Source organism: Pseudomonas nitroreducens (genome assembly GCF_024170165.1).
Classification (GTDB): domain Bacteria; phylum Pseudomonadota; class Gammaproteobacteria; order Pseudomonadales; family Pseudomonadaceae; genus Pseudomonas; species Pseudomonas nitroreducens_C.
On the sequence record NZ_JALJXP010000008.1, the window covers coordinates 253,508 to 277,063 of the forward strand.

The window sequence follows — 23,556 nt, forward strand, 5'->3', positions numbered from 1 at the left end:
AGCTGGATTAGGCGGGCGGCGCCCAACGACATCCAGCCGACGCGCAGCAGATCGTTGCCGTACTTCAGGCGTAAGCGCCGCGGCGGAGTCCCTCCACCCAGCAGCGGCTGAGTTCGAGGCCGTCGGCGGCGCTGAAGGTGGTCGGGTTCAGACACCACTCCAGCCACAGTCCGTCGAGCATGGCGGAGAGGCCGATGGCGGCCAGGCGCGGGCGCGCCACGCTGAAGCCTTCGGCGCTGGCGAGTTCGCTGATGAGTTTTTCCAGGATGGCGAGGTAGCTGTGGTAGCCGCGTTCGTGCGCCTCGTTCACTGGCGGCGAGTGGCGGATCAGGCTCCAGAACACTACCCAGGGGCTGAGCAGGTCGGGGTCCAGTACCTGGGGCGAGAAGGACCCGGTGAGGAAGGCTTCCATGCGCACGGCCGGGTCGTTGCCGACCGCGTCGACCTGCCGGTAGAGCGCCTGTGTGACCTCGCTGGCAAGGGTTTCGTAGGCCTGCGCGACCAGGGCGTCGATGCTGCCGAAGTGGTGGTTGACCAGGCCCACGGCGACGCCGGCTTCCTTGGCGATGCGGCGCACCGAAATGCCCGCGTGGCCATCGGCGACCAGGCACTTGAGGCAGGCGCGCACGAGGTGGTCGCGGCGTTCCTCGGGTGTGCTGCGCTGAGCTTTCTGGCGGGGGATATCCAAGGGTGGCGTCCTGTGTTGCGGGGTGCCGTACGTGGCGAACGGTTTCGATACTAGGAGGCGTCGCGGAAGATTTCCACGGGCGTTTTGGATAGAGAGCAGACACAGACCAGACAGAGGAGGGAGGACAGATGATCGAGGACGTTTCCTTTGCCGTACCCGGTGATTCCGGCACTGAGCTGCGTGTGTGCGCCTGGCGTATCGACAGCGGCAGGCCGGGGCCGAAGGTGCACCTGCAAGCGGGTGTACACGCTGACGAAATCGCCGGGATGCTGGTGCTTCACGAGCTGCTGCCGCGCCTGCGCGATGCCGCCGAACGCGGTGCGCTCAATGGCAGCGTGACAGTCGTGCCGCAGGCCAATCCCATCGGCATCGGGCAGTTCCGCCAGGGGCGGATTCTCGGGCGCAACCACGACTCGACCTCGCGCAATTTCAACCGTGGCTTCATCGCCTCGGCGGCCGCCAGCGGCACGCTGGACAACCTCACGCTGTGGCAGAAGCGCCTGGCCGAACTGGCCGCGCCGGCGGACATCGTGCTCGACCTGCACACCGACGACGAGGCCCTGCAATACGTCTACATCCACGAAGGCTTCTGGCCTGCCGCGCAGGACCTCGCCGCCGCGCTGCAAGCGGAGCTGGCGATCATCTGGGAAGGCGACGGCGACGGCGCGTTCGAAGAGGTGGTGATCGCGCCGTGGCTGGCTGAGCAGCGCTTCGCCGGGCGGTTGGTGGCGACGGTCGAGCTGCGCGGCCAGGGCGATGTGAGCGACGCACTGGCGCAGCAGGATGCCGAGGGGCTCTACCGCTTCCTCGGCGCCCGTGGCGTGGTGAGCGACGCCGCGCCGTTGCCGGAGTGGAAGGGCGTTGCCACGCCCATGGGCTTCATGGAAACCGTATTCGCTCCGGCGGCCGGCGTGCTGGTCTTCGAGCGCGAGCTGGGCGACTGGATCGAGGCGGGCGAACGCTTCGCGCGCATCATCGCCCGTCCCGGCGATGCCAGCAGCGAGCACATCCTGCGCGCACCGCAGGGCGGGCTGCTCGCCACGCGCTATCGGGACCGGCTCATTCCGCAGGGAGCCATCGCCGCCAAACTGACGGGGAACGCGACGTCCAGCACCTGGAGCTCCGGCGCGCTCGATCCTTGAGGATTGATGAGATTGCCGGCGTGCTCGGAACTTTTCGCGCGCACAATCGGCTCCCTCTCCCTTCAGGGAGAGGGCTGGGGAGAGGGCAGACAGGCTGGCCGTGAAGTCGAGCTTGGCTCCGTTCCCCCTCCCTAACCCTCCCCCTGAAGGGGGAGGGGACTGTTCGGAGCGAGGTGGTGCATCGAGCCAGACGAAAGCGAAATCACGCAGGAGTGGATTGGCACCCACAAAAACGCCCGCACAAGGCGGGCGTTTTTTTGAGCGGCGAACTCAGTGGTGTTCGCGGGTGGCGCGGAAGGTCACGTCCGGCCAGCGCTCTTCCATCAGGCTCAGGTTGACGCGGGTCGGGGCCAGGTAGGTGAGGTGGCCGCCGCCGTCCACGGAGAGGTTCTCGAAGGCCTTGTCCTTGAACTCCTTGAGCTTCTTCTCGTCCTTGCACTCGATCCAGCGCGCGGACCAGACGTTGATCTGCTCGTAGGCGCACTCGACCTTGTATTCCTCCTTCAGGCGGCTGGCGACGACGTCGAACTGCAGCACGCCGACGGCGCCGAGGATGATGTCGTTGTTGCGCTCGGGGAAGAACACCTGGGTGGCGCCTTCCTCGGCCAGCTCCTGCAGGCCCTGGCGCAGCTGCTTGGACTTCAGCGGGTCCTTCAGGCGCACGCGGCGGAACAGTTCTGGGGCGAAGTGCGGGATGCCGGTGAAGCCCAGCGCCTCGCCTTCGGTGAAGGTGTCGCCGATCTGGATGGTGCCGTGGTTGTGCAGGCCGATGATGTCGCCGGCGAAGGCCTCTTCCAGCTGCTCACGCTCGCTGGAGAAGAAGGTCAGCGCGTCGGCGATCTTCACGTCCTTGCCCAGGCGCACGTGGCGCATCTTCATGCCCTTCTCGTACTTGCCCGAGCAGATGCGCATGAAGGCGATGCGGTCGCGGTGCTTGGGGTCCATGTTCGCCTGAATCTTGAACACGAAGCCGGAGAATTTCTCCTCGGTCGGCGCCACGGTGCGCTCGTGGGCACCACGCTCCAACGGTTGCGGAGCCCAGTCGACGATGCAGTCGAGGACCTGGTCGACACCGAAGTTGCCCAGTGCGGTACCGAAGAACACCGGGGTCATCTCGCCCTTGAGGAAGGCGTCCTTGTCGAACTCATGGCAGGCGCCCTGCACCAGTTCCAGCTCTTCGAGGAAATTGTCGTAGAGGTCGCCCAGGTGCGCGCGCGCTTCGTCCGAGTCGAGCTTGTCGATGACCTTGGTCTCGATGCGCTCGTGGCCGTGGCCCGGCACGTAGACGATGATCTTGTCCTGGGCGAGGTGGTACACGCCCTTGAAGTCGCGGTAGCAACCGATCGGCCAGGTGATCGGCGCGGCCTTGATCTTCAGGACCGCTTCGATCTCGTCGAGCAGCTCGATGGGGTCGCGGATGTCGCGGTCGAGTTTGTTGATGAAGCTGACGATGGGCGTGTCGCGCAGGCGGCAGACTTCCATCAGGGCGATGGTGCGCGGCTCTACACCCTTGCCGCCGTCGAGGACCATCAGCGCCGAGTCCACCGCGGTCAGGGTGCGGTAGGTGTCTTCGGAGAAGTCTTCGTGGCCGGGGGTGTCGAGCAGGTTGATCATGTGCTCGCGGTAGGGGAACTGCATCACCGAGGTGGTGATGGAGATGCCGCGCTGCTTCTCCATCTCCATCCAGTCGGAGGTGGCGTGACGGTCGGACTTGCGCGACTTCACGGTACCGGCGACGGCAATCGCCTTGCCCATCAGCAGGAGCTTCTCGGTAATGGTGGTCTTACCGGCGTCGGGGTGGGAAATGATCGCGAACGTACGGCGCTTCGCGACTTCGGCGGCTTGGATGCTCATGGATGGGTGCCTGGTCGATTCGGTGAAGACGGGCGGCAAGCGGCCCGAAAAGCGCGGGATTATAGCGTAAACCGGTGCGTCGCCGGCAGACCCGGCGACGCAAGGCTCAAGTCCCCGGTGGGGGCCTTCAGTGGTGGCTGTCGGCGACGGGGCCGGCGCCGTGGTAGATGCGCCGCACCAGCGGGCCGATGGACAGGCCCTGGAGCAGGATCGACACCAGCACCACCACGTAGGTCAGGCTGAGGATCAGGTCGCGCTGCTCGCCCAGCGGCAGGGACAGCGCCAGGGCTACCGAGACGCCGCCGCGCAGGCCGCCCCAGACGAGGATGCGGATGGTCCCGGCGGGCACCTGGCGGCGGCCGTTCTCCCGCTGGCGCAGCACCAGGATGGCCGGGGCCACGGTGAGCAGGCGCGAGATCAGCACCGCGCCGCCGAGGGCGAAGGCGGCCACCACGTGCAGCCAGTTGAACGGCAGCAGGAGCAGCTCCAGGCCGATCAGGGCGAACAGCAGGGCGTTGAGGATCTCGTCGATCAGCTCCCAGAACTTGTCGATGTAGCGCCGCGTCTCGTCGGACATGGCGTACTGCCGCGCCTGGTTGCCGATGATCAGGCCGGCCACCACCATGGCGATCGGCGCCGACACGTGCAGCCGCGCCGCCAGCGCCGCGCCGCCGATCACCAGGGCCAGGGTGAGCATGACTTCCACCTGGTACTGGTCGATGCCGCGCATCATCAGGAACACCCCGTAGCCCAGCGCCGCGCCGAACAGGATGCCGCCGATGGCCTCCTGCACGAACAGCCAGGCGATGGTCGACGCGGTGGGCGTTTCGCCGGCCAGCAGGATGCCCAGCAGGATGGTGAAGACCACCACGGCGGTGCCGTCGTTGAACAGCGATTCGCCGACTATGGTGGTGGCCAGCGGCTTGGGTGCGCCGGCGGACCTGAGGATGCCCAGCACCGCGATGGGGTCGGTGGGCGAAATCAGTGCGCCGAACAGCAGGCAGTAGATGAAGTCCACGTGCCAGCCGAAGAGGGCGAAGGTGTAGTAGGCCAGGTAGCCGATCACGGTAGTGGCGATCAGCACACCGAAGGTGGCCAGCAGGCCGATGGGCCACTTGTAGTTGCGCAGGTCCGCCAGGTTCACGTGCAGTGCGCCGGCGAACAGCAGGGCGGGCAGGAACCAGGTCATCAGCACGTCGGAGAAGTCGATGCGGCTGATGATCTGCTGCATCTCGACTTCCAGGACCGGGTAGCCCAGCAGCGACATGCCCTGGGCGATGAAGGAGAACACCAGGGCGGTGGCCATCACGCCGATGGTCGGCGGCAGGCGGATGAAGCGGTAGTTGACGTAGGTGAGCAGGGTGGTCAGCGCGATGAACGCCGCAGCCAGGTCAAGCATGGTGATGGGTCTCCGTGGTAGGCAAGACGCCGGCCCCGAGTGACCTATCCATGGGTCGGGGGCACGCGAAAGGAACCCGATGATAACCGCTGAGCGAAACCGCGTGCGTCTTCGCCGGGCGCATCCGGCGTTGGGCAAGCGTACTTGGGCGATGGTTCAGCCGAGTCGAGGATTTTTTTGAAAAAAGTTTTGTCGCCCACAGCCCCCGGACCATGGGGGCTGACGCCGATTTCGCCTGCGCGCGATGGCAGAAGGATGGCAATTTTATTGAACGGATGGACACGGACGGGGGTCCACCCCTTCGCGACGGTAATCCGCAAACGCATTCGCAAGTGCTTGATTCCCGTCGCGTTTAATCGCGGTCCCAGATGGGTTTCTGGACGGGATCGAGCGTCAAGTGAGCGGGGCGATGCCAGTCGCCGCGCACCCGAAGGGAGTCCCCCAACCATGGTGAAAACCACCACGGGCAAGGCCCTGTTCGGCGTCTGCTTTGCAGTCGTTGTTCTGGCTTTGCTGATCCACTGGATCACCCCTGCCACCTTGTGGCAGTACCGCGAAGACCTGCTGTTCTACCTGCAGGCGCACCTGGTCCTGGTGTTCGCGTCCATGCTGGCCGCCGTCGCGGTCGGTATCCCCGCCGGCATCCTGCTCAGCCGGCCCGCCCTGCAGGGGCAGGCCGAACGCCTGATGCAGGTGTTCAACGTCGGCAACACCATCCCGCCGCTGGCCGTGCTGGCCATCGCCCTGGCGATAGTCGGGATCGGCAACGGTCCGGCGATCCTCGCCCTGTTCCTCGCCTCGCTGCTGCCCATCGTGCGCAATACCTACGAAGGCCTGCGCGCCGTGCCGGCTTCGCTCAAGGAAGCGGCCACCGGTATCGGCATGACACCGCGCCAGGTATTGCTGCGGGTCGAGTTGCCCAACGCGGTGCCGCTGATCATGGGCGGCGTGCGCATTGCACTGGCACTGAACGTGGGCTCCGCGCCGCTGGCCTTCCTGATCGGCGCCAACAGCCTGGGCAGCCTGATCTTCCCCGGCATCGCCCTGGACGACCAGTCCAAGCTGCTGCTCGGCGCCGTGTGCACCGCGCTGCTGGCGCTGGTGCTCGATGGCCTGGTGGTGCTGTTCAGCCGCACCGTGCTGGAGCGGGGGCTGACGCAATGAAGGGACTCGATTTCAAAGGAGCCGGCATGAAACGTCTGCTTGGCGCGCTGGGGCTGCTGCTTGCCGCCGCCACGGGAGCTGCGCACGCGGCCGATGTGATCCGCATCGGCGGCAAGCCGTTCACCGAACAGCGCATTCTCACCGCCATCACCGCGCAGTACCTGCAGAGCAAGGGCTATGAGGTGAAGGTCACCAACGGCCTGGGCAGCACCCTGGCGCGCAGCGCGCAGCAGAGCGGCCAACTCGATCTGGTCTGGGAGTACACCGGCTCATCGCTGATCGTCTACAACAAGGTCAAGGACAAGCTGGACGCCCAGCAGTCACTGGCCAGGGTCCGCGAACTGGACGGCAAGAAGGGGCTGGTCTGGCCCAAGCCGGCGCCGTTCAACAATACCTACGCCCTGGCGATGCCCGAGGAACAGGCCGAGAAACTCGGCGTGCGGACCCTCAGCGACCTGGCCCGGGTGATGAAGGAGCAGGGTGCGAAGCCGAGCCACCTGTTCGCCATGGACCCGGAGTTTGCCGGGCGCCCCGACGGCCTCGGGCCGATGAGCGAGCTGTACGGCTTCCACTTCACCCGTGACGACGTGCGGCAGATGGATGCCGGGCTGGTGTACACCGCGCTGAAGAATCGCCAGGTGTTCGTCGGCCTCGTCTACACCACCGACGGCCGCCTGCAGGACTTCAAGCTGCGCGTGCTGGAAGACGACAAGCACTTCTTCCCCTTCTACAACGCCGCCCCGGTGCTGCGCGCCGATGCGCTGCAGAAGCACCCGGAGCTGAAGACCCTGTTCGAGCCCATCTCCGACCTGCTCGACGACAAGACCATGCAGGCGCTCAACGCCCAGGTCGACATCGACCAGGAGCCGCCGCAGCGTGTGGCGCAGAAGTTCCTGCGCGAGCACAAGCTGCTGGGCGACAAGGGCCAGTCCACCAATGACCAGCCCGCCGGGGAGGACAACTGATATGGACTTCATGACCGTGATTTCCCGCCTGGACTGGGCCCAGGTCGGGCAACTGACGTTGCAGCACCTGATGCTGGTGTCCATTGCGGTAGGCCTGGCGATCATCGTCGGCGTGCCGCTGGGCGTGCTGATGACGCGCTTCCGCTGGCTCGCCGGGCCGCTGCAGGGCGCCGCCACCGTGGTGCTGACCATCCCTTCCATCGCGCTGTTCGGCCTGATGCTGCCGCTCTACTCGAAGATCGGCCAGGGCCTCGGCCCACTGCCGGCGATCACCGCAGTGTTCCTCTATTCGCTGCTGCCGATCCTGCGCAACACTTACCTCGCGCTGACCAATGTCGAACCCGGCATCCGCGAAGCCGGCAAGGGCATCGGCATGACGTTCTGGCAGCGCCTGCGGATGGTCGACATCCCCATCGCCGTCCCGGTGATCCTCGCCGGCGTGCGCACCGCCGTGGTGATGAACATCGGCGTGATGACCATCGCCGCGGTGATCGGCGCCGGTGGCCTGGGCGTCCTCATCCTCAATTCCATCAGCCAATCCAACATGCCCATGCTGGTGGTCGGCGCCGTGCTGGTGAGCCTCTTGGCCATCGCCGCCGACCTGCTGCTGCAGTGGTTGCAGCGTGCGCTCACCCCGAAGGGCCTGCGCCCGCAGACAGGAGACTGAACATGATCGAACTCGACCAGCTGACCAAGACCTTCACCCTCAAGGACGGCAAGGAATTCCGCGCCGTGGACAAGGTCAGCCTGACCGTGGAGAAGGGCGAGATCTGCGTGTTCCTCGGCCCCTCTGGTTGCGGCAAGACCACCACGCTGAAGATGATCAACCGCATCATCCAGCCCACCTCTGGGCGCGTGCTGATCGACGGCCAGGACACCGCCGAACTGGACGAGGTGACCCTGCGCCGGCAGATCGGCTACGTGATCCAGCAGATCGGCCTGTTCCCCAACATGACCATCGAGGAAAACATCATGGTCGTGCCGCGCCTGCTCGGCTGGGACAAGCAGAAGTGCAAGGACAAGGCGCGCGAGCTGATGGCCATGGTCAAGCTCGAGCCCAAGCAGTATCTGTCGCGCTACCCGCGTGAATTGTCCGGCGGGCAGCAACAGCGTATCGGCGTGATCCGCGCGCTGGCAGCCGACGCCCCGCTGCTATTGATGGACGAGCCGTTCGGCGCGGTGGACCCGATCAACCGCGAGTCGATCCAGAACGAGTTCTTCGAGCTGCAGCGCAAGCTGGGCATGACCGTGATCATGGTCAGCCACGACATCGACGAGGCGATCAAACTGGGCGACAAGGTGGCGGTGTTCAAGAGCGGCCGCCTGCTCCAGTACGACCACCCGGACACCCTGCTGGCACACCCGGCGGACGAGTTCGTCAGCGCCTTCACCGGCCAGGACAGCACCCTCAAGCGCCTGCTGCTGGTACGCGCCGAAGATGCGGCCGACAGCAGCATCGTCACCGCCAGCCCGGGCACCACCGTCGCCGAAGCCGTGGAGAAGATGGAAGAAGACGACCGCCGCTACCTGGTGGTGGTGGACGCCAACGGCAAGGGGCTGGGCTACGTGCGCCGCAAGGACATGCGCCGCAAGGACGGCGTGTGCAGCGACTTCCTCAACGAGTTCCGCGTGACCGCCAGCCACGACGAGCACCTGCGCATCCTGTTGTCGCGCATGTACGAGTTCAACAGCTCGTGGTTGCCGGTGCTGGATGCCGAGGGGCAGTTCCTTGGCGAGGTGACGCAGGAGTCGATCGCCGATTACCTGAGCTCGGGGCGCTCGCGTGGGCGCAAGACCAACATCGTGTCGCCGGCGGAGGTGGCGCAGGCTTCCTGACTTTATATGTGAAGGTTGGGGCGCCTGACTCTTCCGTGCGAATGCTGACTTCGCAGCGGACGGCTGCCCTCTCCCTAACCCTCTCCCTGAAGGGAGAGGGGATATCCGTGCCGGCTGCGGTGTTCGTGCTATCCGGCTGACGCAGCGCTATCAGTGAGCTCGGAACGCTCCCTCTCCCTTCAGGGAGAGGGCGGGGGAGAGGGCCGCCCAGCTCCGATTTTCTCCACTGCACCTCTCAAGAAAACTTCCCCCCGCACCACCCATCCCGAAACGCTGAACTCCCCCCTCTGTCACCGGTCGTTAACTCAGTAGGACGATGATGCAGAAACCCGTCGAAAGCCCCGTTCTGTGCGGTATTCCGTGCATTTTGTTGAGTATCTGAAACAGTCAACCGGCAGTGCGACAAAGGGATGCGAAAAAGCGGCAAATCAGGGTTGAACTCAGGGACTTCAGGTCCTAAAGTTCGCGCCCGAACGTCCATGCTGGAAACGATCCATCCGGCTCAAGTACTGACGACGAGAGGCACCGGCGCCACTGACCGGTACCGGTGATACTCGGCGACATGCCTTGGGAAGTAGGCGAACCAAAGTGGGGAAACGGATTCGACGTTCAGCTTCACCCCTACGAATAACCTGTTCTGCCATTTGGAGTCCCAACCATGTCCATCAAGGTCGAGGATTACTTCGCCCCCGAAACCTTCCAGCGCATGAAGGCGTTTGCCGACAAGCAGGAAACCCCCTTCGTCGTCATCGACAAGCAGACCATCGCCGATGCTTACGACCAGCTGACCGGCTGCTTCCCGTTCGCCAAGATCTACTACGCAGTGAAGGCCAACCCGGCCACCGAGATCACCGAGCTGCTGCGCGACAAGGGTTCGAACTTCGACATCGCCTCCATCTACGAGCTGGACAAGGTGATGAAGACCGGCGTGCGCGCCGAGCAGATCAGCTACGGCAACACCATCAAGAAAGCCCGCGACATTCGCTACTTCTTTGAAAAGGGCGTGCGCCTGTTCGCCACCGACTCCGAAGCCGACCTGCGCAACATCGCCAAGGCCGCGCCGGGCTCCAAGGTCTACGTGCGCATCCTCACCGAAGGCTCCACCTCGGCCGACTGGCCGCTGTCGCGCAAGTTCGGCTGCCAGTCGGACATGGCCATGGACCTGCTGGTGCTGGCCCGCGACCTGGGCCTGGTGCCCTACGGCGTGTCCTTCCACGTGGGTTCGCAGCAGCGCGACATCGGCGTGTGGGACGCGGCCATCGCCAAGGTGAAGGTCATCTTCGAGCGCCTGAAGGAAGAAGACGGCATCGAGCTGAAGCTGATCAACATGGGCGGCGGCTTCCCGGCCAACTACATCGCCAAGACCAACAGCCTGGAAACCTACGCGGAAGAGATCATTCGCTTCCTCAAGGAAGACTTCGGCGACGAACTGCCGGAAATCATCCTCGAGCCGGGCCGCTCGCTGATCGCCAACGCCGGTATCCTGGTCAGCGAAGTCGTGCTGGTAGCGCGCAAGTCGCGCACCGCGGTCGAGCGCTGGGTGTTCACCGACGTGGGCAAGTTCTCCGGGCTGATCGAAACCATGGACGAGTCCATCAAGTTCCCGATCCACGTGGAGAAGGCGGGCGAGCTGGAAGAAGTAGTGATCGCCGGGCCGACCTGCGACAGCGCGGACATCATGTACGAGCACTACAAGTACGGCCTGCCGCTGAACCTGGCCGCTGGCGACCGCCTGTACTGGCTGTCCACCGGCGCCTATACCACCAGCTACAGTGCGGTGGAGTTCAACGGCTTCCCGCCGCTGAAGGCGTTCTACCTGTAAGGCTCGGCTCCAATGAAAAAGCCCCGCATCAGCGGGGCTTTTTCTTTCTGGGCTCATCGCAGCAGCGGAAACCCAACGCCAGCCTTCCCCTGTAGGAGCGGGCCATGCCCGCGATTCGCCGGCAAAGCCGGCGTTTCAGGCAAGCGGCGTCAATCTGCAGAGGCGTTCCAGGGATGCGTTCGCGGGCATGGCCCGCTCCTACAGGCGGAATTCTTTACTGGCGCGCAATGAAAAACGCCCCGCAAAGGCGGGGCGTTCTTCAGGGCACCGGGTCCGACTCAACCCTCCTTGGGCTGCGTCTCCGACGGGGTCAGGGCCGTGGCCGGCGTTTTGGCGTCCTTGGCGATTTCCTGCGGCGGCGTGGCCTGGTCCTGCGGCAGTTTGTCGAAGTCGTGCAGGCCGTCCTTGCGGTACGGGTCGCCGATCCAGCGCGGCGTGGCGACGAACTGGCCGCTCACCAGGCTCTTGGCCGGCTCGTAGCGGTCGTAGCTGAGGCCGGCGAGGTCCGACAGGGTGTGGATCAGGTGCGAGCTGCTGTACGGACGGTTGGCCACCGCCTGCAGGTCGCGCGGGTGGTTGGTCTGCCAGCTCGGCGAGGTCCAGATCATGAACGGGATGGTGTACATCGGCCGGGTCGGGTCCATCTCGTTGCGGCCCAGGCGGTCATGGTTGCCCGAGCTGTAGACATCCTCGCCATGGTCGGAGAGGTAGAGCATGAAGCCGTTGGCGTTGGACTCGTTGTAGCGCTTCATCAGGCTCGACACCACGAAGTCGTTGTAGCGCACCGCGTTGTCGTAGAAGTTGTAGGTCTCCACCTGGTCATCCGACAGCGCCGACGGCACGCCCTGACGGTCCTTGAAGTAGGCGAACTCCTCGGGGTAGCGGTAGCGGTAGTCCATGTGCGTGCCAAGCAGGTGGATCACGATGAACTTCTTCTGCGCCGGGTCGCGCAGTGCCTTCTCGAACGGCGCCAGGACCACGCCGTCGTACTGGCTGGCGTTCTGGTTGCGCTGGTTGTTCAGGTACGCCTGCTCATCCGTCTGCTGGGAGAAGGTGGTGAGCATGGTGTTGCGCTTGGTCATCGTCTGCTGGTTGGTGATCCAGAAGGTCTTGTAGCCCGCCTGTTTCATCAGGTTGATCAGCGACGGATCGGTGAGGAACCTGTCCGGGTTCTGCTCATCGCCGAAGGTGAGGATCTGCTGCATCACCTCGATGGTGTAGGGGCGCGGCGCGACTACGTTCTGGAACACGGTGAGGCCAAGGCCGCTGGCGGCGAGGGCGTCGAGGTTCGGCGTGGTTTCGCGGCCGTAGCCGTACAGGTGCATGTGCTGGCGGGTGGTGGATTCGCCCAGCACCAGGACCAGGGTGCGCGGGTCGTTGCCGCTGCTGTCCTTGAGGTTCTGCAGGGGCGGCAGGGAGGCGTTCTGCTGCAGCAGCTTCTGCATGTTGTCCAGCTGCTGGCGGTACTGGACGTAGCCGACCACCAACTGCCACGGTACTGCCGGCTCCATGCGCGACTGCACCTTTTCCACGGCCTGGGCGAAGGTGCGCTCCTGGGTGACCATCTGCTTGTAGAAGGGGTAGAACAGGTTCAGTACCACCAGCAGCACGGCCAGCGGCACGCGGGCATAGGCCGGCATGCGGATCGGGCGGATGCGCTTCCACAGCAGCACGGCGACCACGCTGTAGGCCAGCAATGCCAGGCACAGCCAGAGGCTGAAGTACTGGCTGAAGTACTCGCCGGCCTCGGCGGTGTTCGACTCGAACATCACGAAGATGACGCTCTGCGAGAACTCCTGCTTGTAGATGCCGAAGTAGCTCAGGCCCACCAGCGAGGCGCCCCAGAGCACCAGGCCGATGACGGCGGCGATGCCCTTGGTGAAGCGCGGCAACAGCAGTGGCGGCGCCAGCCACAGGCTGCTGAGGAAGAAGGCATCACGGAACCCGGCAAAACCGGTGGTGCCGCTGAACAGGATCAGCGCCTGGGTGACGCCGGAGAAATACCAGAAGAACAGCAGGAGCCAGCCCAGGGCGGCCCAGTCCACGCGTTTGCGCGCTGCGGGGGATGTGGTGTTCGACACTTGCGCCTCGTTGTTGCCAGGCGGCTGCCGAGTGCTCCGGCAGCCAGGGTAGCCGGCGATGCTAGCAAGGCGGGCGTGAAAATTACGTCAAGGGACGTCAGAGAACGCCCATTTGCTGGGCAAGGGCGCGCAGATCCGACTCGTCGCCCAGTTCGGCGGCGCGCTGGTAGTACGCCAGGGTCAGCTCGCGCAGGCTTGGCGGCATCGATGCGGCGAGCTGCTCACGGGCCACGCGCAGGAAGTTGAGATTGCCACCTTCCAGCGCGCGCTCCAGCCAGATGCGCGCCGCTGGCAGGTCACCGCGTTCGGCGAGTACCGAGGCATGGCTGAACTGGCCGCGGAAGTCGCCGGCTTCGGCGGAGCGGCGGTACCACTGGTGCGCCGCGTCCAGATCGCGCGGCACCACCAGGCCTTCCTCGTGGAAGCGCCCGACCAGGTTCATCGACTTGGCGTGGCCCAGGGCCGCGGCGCTCTGGTACAGCGCCAGCGCGCGGGCGTCGTCGCGTGCCACGCCGCGGCCGGTGGAAAGCAGGTTGGCGAGGTTGTACATCGCCCAGTCGAGCTTCTGCTGCGCGGCCATCGTGTAATGACGGGCGGCGCCGGCTTCGTCCTTCGCGCAGCCCCAGCCGTGCTCCAGGCAACGTCCGAGCATGTTGCGCGCCATGGCGTGGCCGCGCTCGGCGGCGATGCCGAACCAGGTCAGGGCAAGGCCGATGTCCTGCTCGATGCCATGGCCGTCGAGGAGGATCTGTCCGAGCAGGGCCTGGGCCTCCAGGTCACCTTCGCGGGCACCGGTGACGATGAGGCGGGCGGTCTGCCGAGGATCATCGGCGAGCTGGCCGGTGAGGTCTTCGACGTTGATTTCTTCAGTGCGACGCAGGACGAAACTCATGGCAGATCAGACGTCCACCCAGCGGCGCAGCAGGTTGTGGTAGGTACCGGTCAGCTCGATCAGCGCCGGGTGGTCCGGCACGTCGCGGGTCAGCGCCTGGATCGACTGGTCCATCTGGAACAGCAGGGCGCGCTGGCTGTCTTCGCGCACCAGGCTCTGGGTCCAGAAGAACGAGGCGATGCGTGCACCGCGGGTCACCGGGTTGACCTTGTGCAGGCTGGTGGCGGGGTAGAGCACCAGGTCGCCAGCCGGCAGCTTGACCTGCTGGGTGCCGTAGGTGTCCTGGATCACCAGTTCGCCGCCGTCGTAGTCCTCCGGATCGCTGAAGAACAGCGTCGAGGAGACGTCGGTGCGCACCCGCTCGCGGCCGCCCTGGGTGTCGCGCACGGCGTTGTCGATGTGGAAGTCGAACGAGCCACCGCCGGTGTAGCAGTTGAACAGCGGCGGGAACACCTTGCTCGGCAGCGCGGCGGACTGGAACAGCGGGTTGCTCCACAGGCGCTGCAGCATGGCTTCGCCGATCTCGCGGGCCAGCGGGTGGTCCTGCGGCAGTTGCAGGTTGTGCTTGGCGCGGGACGACTGGTAGCCGGCGGTGACCTTGCCGTCGGCCCATTCGGCCTGTTCCAGGGCGGCGCGGATGCGCGTCACCTCATCGCGGGTGAACACGCCGGGAATGTGCAGCAGCATGGGCCGGTTCCATCAGATTCGATAATTTGCCAATGATAATGATTTGCAACAGATAGGTACAACCGCCATACCCCTACTTCCGACAGGGAGAAAGTGTAAAAGTTGTAAATCATATGCGTATGGTAATGAATGTGAATTGATACAAATTCTCAGTTGCAATAAATTGCGCGGCCTTCATGAGCCCCTGGGGAGGGAGTTTCGATGTCGCGTCAATCCACCGAGTTCGCCGGCAGCAAGCCGCGCCTTCTAGTCAGCGCTGTCGGCGTGGCGATCACCGCCATGTCCGGCACCCACCTGGTCCACGCTGCCGAGGCGGCGCCGAAGCAGTCCGGCGAGGACGTGCTGTCCCTGGACGCCGACACTGTCGTCGGTGCGCAGCAGCAGGACCCGACCACCTACAACGTGGAGAAGTCCGCGTCGAAGAAGTACACCGCGCCGCTGCTGGATACGCCGCGCTCGGTCACTGTGGTACCGCAGCAGGTGATCAAGGACACCGGCGCGCTGACCCTGCAGGATGCCCTGCGCACCGTACCGGGCATCACCTTCGGCGCCGGCGAGGGTGGCAACCCGACGGGCGACCGTCCGTTCATCCGTGGCTTCGACGCGCAGAGCGACACCTACGTCGACGGCGTGCGCGACACCGGCGCGCAATCGCGTGAAGTGTTCAACCTCGAGCAGATCGAAGTCAGCAAGGGCCCGAACTCGGCCTTCGGCGGCCGCGGCTCGGCCGGTGGCAGCCTGAACCTGATCAGCAAGCAGGCCAAGGCCGGCAACTTCACCGACGGTAGCTTCACCTACGGTTCCGACCAGACCCGTCGCTACACCCTGGACACCAACCAGGAGTTCCTCGACGGCAACGCCGCCTTCCGCCTGAACCTGATGACCCACGACCAGAACGTCGCCGGTCGCCAGGCCGTGGACGCCAGCCGCTGGGGCATCGCGCCGTCCGTGACCTTCGGCCTCAACGGCCCGACCCGCGTCACCGTCAGCCACTACCACCTGGAAAGCGACGACACCCCGGACTCGGGCATCCCGTACGCCAAGAGCGCCGACCGCAGCAAGCACAACCCCGACAAGCCGGTGAACGTCGACCGCGACAACTACTACGGCCTCGAGGATCGCGACTTCCAGAAGAGCCGCATCGATACCAGCACCATCACCTTCGAGCACGATTTCAACGATGCCCTGAGCCTGCGCAACACCCTGCGCTACGGCACCGCGCACCAGGACTACATCTGGACCCAGCCTGACGACAGCCAGGGCAACATCAACAACGGCACCGTCTGGCGCCGCAACAACAACCGCATCAGTACCACCACCACCGCGACCAACCAGACCGACCTGTTCGGCGAGTTCTACGTTGCCGGCTTCAAGAACAGCTTCACCACCGGCCTGGAGTTCACCCGCGAAGACAGCAAGCGCGACGGCTACACGGTGAACACCAACACCGGCTCCAGCGCTGGCGCCAACAAGTGCCGCCCGGCCATCGTCGGCGCGCCCAGCGGCTACAACTGCACCAGCCTGGAAAACCCCAATCCGCACGACCCGTGGAACGGCAGCATCACCCGCAACTACAAGCCGCTGAACACCGTCGGCACCACCAAGGCGATCTACGGCTTCGACACCATCGACCTGAACGAGCAATGGCAGGTCAACGTCGGCGCGCGTTTCGACAGCTTCGAGACCACCGCGAAGAACCACGGCGTTACCCCGACCACCAAGTTCGAGGACAGCTCGAGCTTCTGGAACTGGCAGGCCGGCGTGGTCTTCAAACCGGCGCCCAACGGCAGCATCTACGCTTCCTACGCGACTTCGGCGACGCCGCCCGGCTCGATGCTGGACAACGGTGACACCGGCAACGCCGTGGATACCTTCGCGGTGAAGAACAACCTGGAGCCCGAAGAAACCACCAACTATGAAATCGGCACCAAGTGGAACTTCCTCGACGAGCGCCTGGAACTGACTGCGGCGATCTTCCGCACCGACAAGGACAACACCCGCGTACTGGTCGCCAACCAGACCTACGACAACGCCGGTCAGTCCCGCGTCGACGGCATCGAGCTGTCCGCCAGCGGCAAGCTCACCGACAAGTGGAAAGTCTTCGCCGGCTACAGCTACCTCGACAGCGAACTGGTCAAGGCGGGCAAGTCCGGTCGTAGCGGCACGGTGAACGCCACCGCCGCCTCCAACGACGGCAACCAGATGCCCAACACCCCGGAAAACAGCTTCAGCCTGTGGACCACCTACGACGTCCTGCCCAACGCCACCATCGGCGGCGGCACCTTCTACGTCGACAAGGTCTACGGCGACGTGGCCAACACCATGTACGTCCCGGACTACTGGCGCTACGACGCGATGGCCGCCTACAAGCTGAGCAAGAACGTCGACTTCCAGCTCAACGTGCAGAACGTCTTCGACAAGCAGTACTTCGACAAGGCCTACGCCTCGCACTATGCGTCGCAGGCGGCCGGCCGCACCGTGCTGCTGTCCACCAACTTCCACTTCTAAGGCCGCGCGTCTCTGGCGACCTGCCCCGGCCGATGCTCCTCGGCCGGGGCTTTTCTTTGTCCGGGGCTGGCGCCCGTTCGGCGAAGGTAAGGCCAGGGTAAAGATTGTTAAATCGGCTGCGCTTGCGAGCCATTCTCATTAAAATGCCCGCCCTGCGTGAAGGGTCTGCGAAGGTGAAGCCGCGGTGTTGAAGAAAGTCCTGTTCCAGTTGCATTGGCTGTTCGGTATCAGCGCAGGTCTGGTGCTGGCGCTGATGGGCATCACCGGGGCGATGCTGTCGTTCCAGGATGAAATCCTGCGCGCCATCAACCCCGAGAGCCTGGTGGTGGAAAAGCGCGCCGAAGCCGTGCTGCCGATGGACGAACTGATCCGCCGGGTGGAGAGCGCCGAGCCGGGCAAGAAGGTTTCCTTCCTCTGGCTGAAGACCGAGGGTGTAGAGTCCGCACGCCTCTTCTTCAGCCCGCCGCCGGGCCAGCGTCGCGGCGAATCGCGCTATGTCGACCCTTACACCGCTGAAGCCCTGCCCGCACCAGTGGGCGAGGGCGCCTTCATGTTCATCATGCAGCTGCACCGCTTCCTCGCTGCCGGCGAAGTCGGCCAGCGCATCACCGCGGCCTGCACCCTGATCCTGATCTTCTTCTGCCTTTCCGGCCTGTACCTGCGCTGGCCGCGCAAGGCATTGAACTGGCGCACCTGGCTGACCTTCGACTGGCGCAAGAAGGGCCGCGCCTTCAACTGGGACCTGCATGCCGTGGTCGGCACCTGGTGCCTGGTGTTCTACCTGCTGGCCGCGCTGACCGGCCTGTACTGGTCCTACGAGTGGTACCGCAACGGCCTGTTCAAGCTGCTCGACGACGCCCCTGCCGGCCAGGCCAAGGGCGGCCAGCGTGGCGGTGGTAAACGCGGTCCGGCGCCCGAGGGCCCGCCGCCAGTGGTGGATGCCACTGCCATCTGGAACACCGTCGCGCAGACCGGCGGCCCCAACATGACCGCCTACAACCTGCGCCTGCCGCCGGTAAAGGGCCAGCCGGCCACCGTGTTCTACCTCCTCGATGACGCAGCCCATGAGCGCGCCTTCAACGAGATGACCATCGACCCGGCCAGCGGCAAGCTGCTCAAGCACCGCCGCTACAACGACAGCAGCGCCGGCAAGCAACTGCTGACCAGCGTCTACGCCCTGCACGTGGGCAGCTACTTCGGCCTCACCGGGCGCATCCTGATGATGCTCGCCAGCCTGAGCATGCCGTTGTTCTTCATCACCGGCTGGCTGCTCTACCTCGACCGCCGCCGCAAGAAGCGCGCCGCGCAGGCCGCCCGAGGCGAACTGGACAACAACGCCGGTGGCGCCGACTCCTGGCTGGTGGGCTACGCCAGCCAGAGCGGCTTCGCCGAACAACTGGCGTGGCAGAGCGCCGGCCAGCTGCAGGCTGCCGGGCTGCCGGTGCGCGTCGAACCGCTGGGCAAACTGGATCGCGCGCAGCTGGAGCAGACCCGCAACGCGCTGTTCGTGGTCAGCACCTTCGGCGAAGGTGAAGCGCCGGACAGCGCCCGTGGCTTCGAGCGCCAGGTGCTTGGCCAGACCCTCGGCCTCAATGACCTGCGTTTCGCCGTTCTCGCCCTGGGCGACCGCCAGTACGAACACTTCTGCGGCTTCGCCCGGCGCATGCAGGGCTGGCTGCAAGGGCAGGGCGCGCGCCCGCTGTTCGATGGCGTGGAAGTCGACAACGGCGATGCCGCCGCGCTGCACGACTGGCAGGTCCGTCTGGCCGAACTCTCCGGCGCCGCGCCGCAAGTGGCGTTCACTGCACCAGCTTTCGAGGTCTGGACGCTGAGCGGTCGCGAACACCTCAACCCCGGCAGCCAGGGCGAATCCACCTGGCTGCTGCGCCTCACCGCGCCGAACGATTCGCAGATCGACTGGGCTGCCGGCGACCTGGTGGAAATCGTCCCGCGCCAGCCTGACTTCCTCGTTGCCCGCTGGCTCGAACGCCTCGGCCTCGATGGCACCGCCAAGGTGCAGGTGGATGGCCTGGCCATGCCGCTGCAGGACGCCCTGGCCGGCTGCCTGCTACCGGGCAACCTCGAACACCTGGTCGGCCAGCATGGCCAGGCGGTGTATGACGCGCTGATCAAGCTCTCGGTGCGCCAGTACTCCATCGCCTCGCTGCGCAGCGCAGGCACCCTGGAGCTGATCGTCCGCCAGGAACAACATGCTGACGGCTCGCTGGGTATCTGCTCCGGCTGGCTCACCGAGTACCTGCCCGAGGGCGGCAGCCTGCTGCTGCGCCTGCGGCGCAACCGCAGCTTCCACCTGACCGAGGAGGATCGCCCGCTGATCCTGATCGGCAACGGCACCGGTATCGCCGGCTTGCGCGCACTGCTGCAGGCGAGCGTGGCCGAGGGCCGCTCGCGCAACTGGCTGCTGTTCGGCGAGCGCAATATCGCCCATGACTTCTATTGCCGCGAGGAACTGGAAGGCCTGCTGGCGCGCGGTGAACTGCAGCGCCTGGACGTCGCCTTCTCCCGCGACCAGGCCGAGAAGGTCTACGTGCAGGACCGCCTGCGCGCCAGCGGCGAAGTGCTCGCCCAGTGGCTCGACGACGGCGCGGCGATCTACGTCTGCGGCAGCCTGCAGGGCATGGCCGAAGGCGTCGACCGCGCCCTGCGCGAAATGCTGGGCGACGCCGAGGTCGATGCGCTGCTGGAGAGCGGACGCTATCGCCGCGACGTGTATTGATCCGCAGTTGGGCCTAGCCAATCGCGAACGGAGTCCGCTCCTACGCCTGGTTTGAGTGGGTTTTGTAGGAGCGAGCTTGCTCGCGAACGGATTCCCCGGCGGCTCCGGTGTGGGGCGGGTTCGCGAGCAAGCTCGCTCCTACCCGATAGTCCTGCGCCCGGATCAGCCCTCACCCTAACCCTCTCCCAGGGGAGAGGGGACCGCGCGGTGCAGGATGAAGCTGTAGCGTCAGCCGGCACAATCTGCCCCCTCTCCCTGAGGGAGAGGGCTGGGGTGAGGGGGAAAGCGCTAACACGAAGTGATCCAGGGAAAAGACAGTTGCTCCCACATCGCCGGCAACGCTTCCACTGAGCCAAAACCAAAAGGCCCCCGCGTTTGCGGAGGCCTTTGTTGTTTCAGGGGCGGCTCATATCCACAGAAAGACGGCCAGCACCGCCGCAAAGAAGCCCCACTTCTGCAGGTAGTACAGCTTGCGGTTGCGCTTCTTCAGCGCCTTGCCCTGCAGGCGGATCTTGTACAGCGAAGCGAAGGCGCGGTTGATGCCGCCGGTCTTGTCGCCCGCGTCGTTGGGCGAGGCCGCGGCGGCCATCACATTGCGGCTGAACCAGCGGTTGAACGCCGTCACCCAGCCGTACTTCAGTGGTCGCTCGATGTCACAGAAGAGGATCACCCGGTCGTGGTCCGTGGTGTTCTCGGCGTAGTGGATATAGGTCTCGTCGAACACCACCGCCTCGCCGTCACGCCAGTGGTAGCGCTCGCCATCCACCTCGATGAAGCAGCCGGGGTCGTTGGGCGTCAGCAGGCCCAGGTGGTAGCGCAGCGAACCGGCGTAGGGGTCGCGGTGGCGCACCAGGCGCGAACCCGGCGGCAGTTCGGCGAACATCGCCGCCTTCACCGACGGAATCTGCCGCAGCAGCTCGGTGGTCTTCGGGCACAGGGCGTCGGCGGACGGGTGGCTGTCGTCGTACCACTTCAGGTAGAAGCGCTTCCAGCCGGTCTTGAAGAAGGAGTTGAAACCCACGTCGTTGAGCTGGTCGGAACGCTTGATGCTGCCGGCGTCGCGCAGGTGCAGGGCCTCGCTGCGGATGGCTTCCCAGTGGTCGGCGAGCAGGCGCATCTCGGGGAATTCGTCGGTCGCCAGGTACGGGCGGCTCGGTACCCTGGAGAACAGGTACATCAGGCAGTTGATCGGCGCCAGGAAGCTGGAGTGGTCACTCAGCTGGCGCGTGAACTTGTGGCGCACCCGCCCACGCAGGTGGACATAAACGATGCTCAGGCCGAAGGCGGCCAGAATGGCGGCTTTGATCATTCGGGGGACGGTTCCACGGGTCTAGAGGCGGAATGGTACTCCTCCTGAACGTGACTGAATATTCTCCAAAGGCCAAAGGTGGATTCGTACAGTAACCTGTGTACCAGATTGATCCCGGGGCCTACCGATGAACCAGCGCACCACGCCAATCCTGCTCAACTGTGACATGGGCGAAAGCTTCGGCGCCTGGCGCATGGGCGACGACGTCCACGCCATGCCGTTGATCGACCAGGCCAACCTCGCCTGTGGCTACCACGCGGGCGACCCGCTGACCATGCAGCGCACCGTGCGCCTGGCGGTGGAGCAGGGTGTCAGCATCGGCGCGCACCCGGCCTACCCGGACCTGGCCGGCTTCGGCCGCCGGCACATGAGCTGTTCGCCCGAGGAAGTCCACGCCCTGGTGCTCTACCAGATCGGCGCGCTGGATGCGTTCTGCCGCGCCGCCGGCACCCAGGTGGCCTACGTGAAGCCCCACGGGGCGCTGTACAACGACCTGGTGCGCGACGACGCATTGCTCGCCGCGGTGCTCGACGCATGCGCCGCCTACCGCAAGCGCCTGCCGCTGATGGTGCTGGCCCTGGCCGACAACAACCGCGAGCTGCAACTGGCTGACGCCGCAGACGTGCCGCTGATGTTCGAAGCCTTCGCCGATCGCGCCTACCTGCCCGATGGTCAGCTTGCCCCGCGCCGGCTGCCCAGCGCCGTGCACCACGAGCCGCAGCGCATCCTCGACCAGGCCCTGGCCATCGCCCGTGGCGAAGCCTTCCCGGATATCGACGGCAACCCGCTGCGCCTGCGCGCCGACAGCCTCTGCGTGCATGGTGATAACCCCGAATCCCTGGCGGTGCTGCGGCGCCTGCGTGGCCTGCTGGACCAGGCATGATCCGCGTCGAAGCCTTCGGCGCCACGGCGCTGCTGATCACCCTCGCCGAGCAGCCAGACGATGCGTTGCCCCTGCGCATCGCCCGCCTGGCCGAGCGCCTGCGTACCGAGCTGGGCCCGGCGCTGACGGATTGCGTGCCCGGCTGGACCACGCTGCTGCTGCACTACGACCTGCTGCGTATCGACCTGCCGCAACTGCAGCTGCGCGTGCAGGCCGCGCTGGCGGATTGGCCTGGCGCAGCCCTCGATCGCAGCGCCGGGCGCCTGCATGAAATCGCCGTGTGGTACGCCGGCGAGGACTTGGCGGAAGTCGCCCGTCTTTGCCAGCTCACTCCTGCCCAGGTGATCGACCTGCACGCCGGCCGCGATTATCGCGTCGGTGCCATCGGCTTCTCCCCCGGCTTTGCCTACCTCGGCGAGCTGGACCAACGCCTCGCTCTGCCGCGCCGGGCCACGCCGCGCACGCAGGTGCCGGCCGGCAGCCTGGCGATTGCCGAGCGGCAGACAGCGGTTTATCCACAGGCCTCGCCCGGTGGTTGGCACCTGCTCGGGCGCACTGCGCAACGCCTGTTCGATCCACGCCAGCAGCCGCCTTGCCCGTTGGCCGTGGGCGACCGCGTGCGCTTCGTGCCCGTCGATGAGTCGGCTTATCGGGCGGCCGGAGGCAAGCCATGAGCCTGAAAGTCATCGCCTGCGGTCCGCAGTTCCTGTTGCAGGACGGTGGCCGGCAAGGCTGGCAGCACCTGGGCGTGTCCCCCGGCGGCCCTGTGGATATACGCGCGGCGGCCTGGGCCAATCGCCTGCTGGGCAACACGCCGGGCCTGCCGTTGCTGGAGATCGCGCTGGGCGGTGCGGAGCTGGAAGCGCAGGCGGACACTTGGCTGGCGCTGACGGGCGCCGAGCCGTCGGCGACCCTCGAAGGCGAGCCGCTGCCGGGCTGGTCGCGCTTTCGCGTACGGGCAGGGCAGCGCCTGAAACTGGGCTTCGCCCGTGCCGGACAACGGGCGTATCTCGCCGCTGCCGGAGGTTTCGTGGCGCAGCCGATACTGGGCAGTGTGGCGACCCAGAGGCGGGAAAGACTCGGCGGTCTTGCCGGCAATGGCGAGTCGCTGGTGGTGGGCGATTTGCTCACTTGTGCTGCACTGGGAGAGCGTTTCATGCACGGCGCCAGCGTGCCCTGGCCCTATCGACCGGATTACCGTGAGACCCCGACCCTGCGCGTACTGCCCGGCCCGGATGCCTTCAGCGCGGAACAGCGCCAGGTCTTCTTCGAGCAAGCCTGGCAGGTCAGCCCGCAATCCGACCGCATGGGCGTGCGGCTGCGCGGCGAAGCGCTGAGCGCGCCTCGCCGGCAATGGTCGTTGGGGGTAGTGGAAGGGGCCATCCAGGTGCCGCCGGACGGCCAGCCGATCGTCCTGCTGGCGGACCGCCAGAGCATGGGCGGCTATCCGTTGCTGGGCGTGCTGCACCCGCTGGACATCGGCCGCCTGGCGCAATGCCCGGCGCACAGCGCAGTGCGCTTCGCCCCGACCAGCGTGGAACAGGCGCAGGCGGACCTGCGCGCGTTCCTGCGTTTCTTCTCCGGCTGAA

18 protein-coding genes are annotated in these 23,556 nt (G+C 65.7%); 11 read left to right on the top strand and 7 right to left on the bottom strand.

What is annotated here, in order from left to right; genetic code table 11:
- Nucleotides 1-64: 64 nt before the first annotated feature.
- Complete coding sequence (locus J2T47_RS18070) at nucleotides 65-688, bottom strand: TetR/AcrR family transcriptional regulator (RefSeq protein ID WP_253449542.1); 624 nt, start codon at nucleotides 686-688, stop codon at nucleotides 65-67.
- A gap of 128 nt (nucleotides 689-816) precedes the next feature.
- Between J2T47_RS18070 and J2T47_RS18075 the strand changes: the two genes are divergently transcribed.
- Nucleotides 817-1,830, top strand: coding sequence for a succinylglutamate desuccinylase/aspartoacylase domain-containing protein (locus J2T47_RS18075; protein WP_253449545.1), 1,014 nt, complete (start codon nucleotides 817-819; stop codon nucleotides 1,828-1,830).
- 270 nt (nucleotides 1,831-2,100) lie between these two features.
- Here J2T47_RS18075 and J2T47_RS18080 read toward each other — a convergent pair whose 3' ends face one another.
- Together J2T47_RS18080 and J2T47_RS18085 are read right to left on the bottom strand one after the other, a co-directional pair.
- A complete protein-coding gene (locus J2T47_RS18080; RefSeq protein WP_253449548.1) occupies nucleotides 2,101-3,684 on the bottom strand; it encodes a peptide chain release factor 3 in 1,584 nt (527 codons plus the stop codon).
- A gap of 127 nt (nucleotides 3,685-3,811) precedes the next feature.
- A complete protein-coding gene (locus J2T47_RS18085) occupies nucleotides 3,812-5,083 on the bottom strand; it encodes a cation:proton antiporter (protein WP_253449551.1) in 1,272 nt (423 codons plus the stop codon).
- Between the two features lie 447 nt (nucleotides 5,084-5,530).
- Here J2T47_RS18085 and J2T47_RS18090 point away from each other — a divergent pair, with 447 nt between their 5' ends.
- From J2T47_RS18090 to J2T47_RS18110, 5 genes are all read left to right on the top strand, one after another.
- Nucleotides 5,531-6,247, top strand: coding sequence for an ABC transporter permease (locus J2T47_RS18090; RefSeq protein WP_192290102.1), 717 nt, complete (start codon nucleotides 5,531-5,533; stop codon nucleotides 6,245-6,247).
- A 26-nt stretch (nucleotides 6,248-6,273) separates the two neighbouring features.
- Entirely contained in the window at nucleotides 6,274-7,212 is a 939-nt protein-coding gene (locus tag J2T47_RS18095; RefSeq protein ID WP_253449554.1) for a glycine betaine ABC transporter substrate-binding protein, read from the top strand.
- 1 nt (nucleotide 7,213) lies between these two features.
- On the top strand, nucleotides 7,214-7,879 hold the full coding sequence (locus J2T47_RS18100; RefSeq protein ID WP_253449558.1) for an ABC transporter permease: 666 nt from the start codon (nucleotides 7,214-7,216) through the stop codon (nucleotides 7,877-7,879).
- Nucleotides 7,880-7,881: 2 nt separating this feature from the next.
- Nucleotides 7,882-9,048 carry an osmoprotectant ABC transporter ATP-binding protein OsmV gene (locus J2T47_RS18105; protein WP_253449561.1) on the top strand — a complete coding sequence of 389 codons (1,167 nt, stop codon included), beginning with the start codon at nucleotides 7,882-7,884 and terminating at the stop codon, nucleotides 9,046-9,048.
- A 658-nt stretch (nucleotides 9,049-9,706) separates the two neighbouring features.
- Complete coding sequence (locus J2T47_RS18110) at nucleotides 9,707-10,870, top strand: type III PLP-dependent enzyme (protein WP_253449564.1); 1,164 nt, start codon at nucleotides 9,707-9,709, stop codon at nucleotides 10,868-10,870.
- A gap of 278 nt (nucleotides 10,871-11,148) precedes the next feature.
- On the opposite strand, the gene J2T47_RS18115 is transcribed toward J2T47_RS18110, so the two are convergent.
- The 3 genes from J2T47_RS18115 to J2T47_RS18125 all read right to left on the bottom strand — a co-directional run bounded on the left by J2T47_RS18115 (nucleotide 11,149) and on the right by J2T47_RS18125 (nucleotide 14,530).
- Complete coding sequence (locus J2T47_RS18115; RefSeq protein WP_253449567.1) at nucleotides 11,149-12,951, bottom strand: phosphoethanolamine transferase CptA; 1,803 nt, start codon at nucleotides 12,949-12,951, stop codon at nucleotides 11,149-11,151.
- Between the two features lie 97 nt (nucleotides 12,952-13,048).
- Nucleotides 13,049-13,843: a tetratricopeptide repeat protein gene (locus J2T47_RS18120; protein WP_253449570.1), complete on the bottom strand. Its 795-nt coding sequence runs from the start codon at nucleotides 13,841-13,843 to the stop codon at nucleotides 13,049-13,051.
- Between the two features lie 6 nt (nucleotides 13,844-13,849).
- Nucleotides 13,850-14,530, bottom strand: coding sequence for a Fe2+-dependent dioxygenase (locus J2T47_RS18125; protein ID WP_192224694.1), 681 nt, complete (start codon nucleotides 14,528-14,530; stop codon nucleotides 13,850-13,852).
- A 201-nt stretch (nucleotides 14,531-14,731) separates the two neighbouring features.
- On the opposite strand from J2T47_RS18125, the gene J2T47_RS18130 reads away from it, so the two are divergent.
- Together J2T47_RS18130 and J2T47_RS18135 are read left to right on the top strand one after the other, a co-directional pair.
- On the top strand, nucleotides 14,732-17,038 hold the full coding sequence (locus J2T47_RS18130) for a TonB-dependent receptor (protein ID WP_253449573.1): 2,307 nt from the start codon (nucleotides 14,732-14,734) through the stop codon (nucleotides 17,036-17,038).
- A gap of 187 nt (nucleotides 17,039-17,225) precedes the next feature.
- Nucleotides 17,226-19,775 carry a sulfite reductase flavoprotein subunit alpha gene (locus J2T47_RS18135; RefSeq protein ID WP_253449703.1) on the top strand — a complete coding sequence of 850 codons (2,550 nt, stop codon included), beginning with the start codon at nucleotides 17,226-17,228 and terminating at the stop codon, nucleotides 19,773-19,775.
- Nucleotides 19,776-20,181: 406 nt separating this feature from the next.
- Here J2T47_RS18135 and lpxO read toward each other — a convergent pair whose 3' ends face one another.
- Nucleotides 20,182-21,081: a lipid A hydroxylase LpxO gene (gene lpxO, locus J2T47_RS18140; protein WP_253449706.1), complete on the bottom strand. Its 900-nt coding sequence runs from the start codon at nucleotides 21,079-21,081 to the stop codon at nucleotides 20,182-20,184.
- A 130-nt stretch (nucleotides 21,082-21,211) separates the two neighbouring features.
- Between lpxO and J2T47_RS18145 the strand changes: the two genes are divergently transcribed.
- The 3 genes from J2T47_RS18145 to J2T47_RS18155 are packed head-to-tail and all read left to right on the top strand — an operon-like array spanning nucleotide 21,212 to nucleotide 23,555.
- Complete coding sequence (locus J2T47_RS18145) at nucleotides 21,212-21,967, top strand: 5-oxoprolinase subunit PxpA (protein ID WP_253449576.1); 756 nt, start codon at nucleotides 21,212-21,214, stop codon at nucleotides 21,965-21,967.
- Nucleotides 21,964-22,641, top strand: a complete 678-nt coding sequence (gene pxpB / locus J2T47_RS18150) for a 5-oxoprolinase subunit PxpB (RefSeq protein WP_253449579.1) — start codon at nucleotides 21,964-21,966, stop codon at nucleotides 22,639-22,641. The genes J2T47_RS18145 and pxpB overlap by 4 nt, the downstream gene beginning before the upstream one ends.
- Entirely contained in the window at nucleotides 22,638-23,555 is a 918-nt protein-coding gene (locus J2T47_RS18155; protein WP_253449582.1) for a biotin-dependent carboxyltransferase family protein, read from the top strand. The genes pxpB and J2T47_RS18155 overlap by 4 nt, the downstream gene beginning before the upstream one ends.
- Nucleotide 23,556: the final 1 nt, after the last annotated feature.

Coding starts and splice junctions, on each gene's coding strand:
- J2T47_RS18105 (WP_253449561.1), top strand. CDS start 7,882: ATGATCGAACTCGACCAGCTGACCAAGACCTTCACCCTCAAGGACGGC.
- J2T47_RS18120 (WP_253449570.1), bottom strand. CDS start 13,843: ATGAGTTTCGTCCTGCGTCGCACTGAAGAAATCAACGTCGAAGACCTC.
- J2T47_RS18110 (WP_253449564.1), top strand. CDS start 9,707: ATGTCCATCAAGGTCGAGGATTACTTCGCCCCCGAAACCTTCCAGCGC.
- J2T47_RS18125 (WP_192224694.1), bottom strand. CDS start 14,530: ATGCTGCTGCACATTCCCGGCGTGTTCACCCGCGATGAGGTGACGCGC.
- J2T47_RS18080 (WP_253449548.1), bottom strand. CDS start 3,684: ATGAGCATCCAAGCCGCCGAAGTCGCGAAGCGCCGTACGTTCGCGATC.
- J2T47_RS18130 (WP_253449573.1), top strand. CDS start 14,732: ATGTCGCGTCAATCCACCGAGTTCGCCGGCAGCAAGCCGCGCCTTCTA.
- J2T47_RS18090 (WP_192290102.1), top strand. CDS start 5,531: ATGGTGAAAACCACCACGGGCAAGGCCCTGTTCGGCGTCTGCTTTGCA.
- J2T47_RS18155 (WP_253449582.1), top strand. CDS start 22,638: ATGAGCCTGAAAGTCATCGCCTGCGGTCCGCAGTTCCTGTTGCAGGAC.
- J2T47_RS18095 (WP_253449554.1), top strand. CDS start 6,274: ATGAAACGTCTGCTTGGCGCGCTGGGGCTGCTGCTTGCCGCCGCCACG.
- J2T47_RS18075 (WP_253449545.1), top strand. CDS start 817: ATGATCGAGGACGTTTCCTTTGCCGTACCCGGTGATTCCGGCACTGAG.
- pxpB (WP_253449579.1), top strand. CDS start 21,964: ATGATCCGCGTCGAAGCCTTCGGCGCCACGGCGCTGCTGATCACCCTC.
- J2T47_RS18100 (WP_253449558.1), top strand. CDS start 7,214: ATGGACTTCATGACCGTGATTTCCCGCCTGGACTGGGCCCAGGTCGGG.
- J2T47_RS18145 (WP_253449576.1), top strand. CDS start 21,212: ATGAACCAGCGCACCACGCCAATCCTGCTCAACTGTGACATGGGCGAA.
- J2T47_RS18085 (WP_253449551.1), bottom strand. CDS start 5,083: ATGCTTGACCTGGCTGCGGCGTTCATCGCGCTGACCACCCTGCTCACC.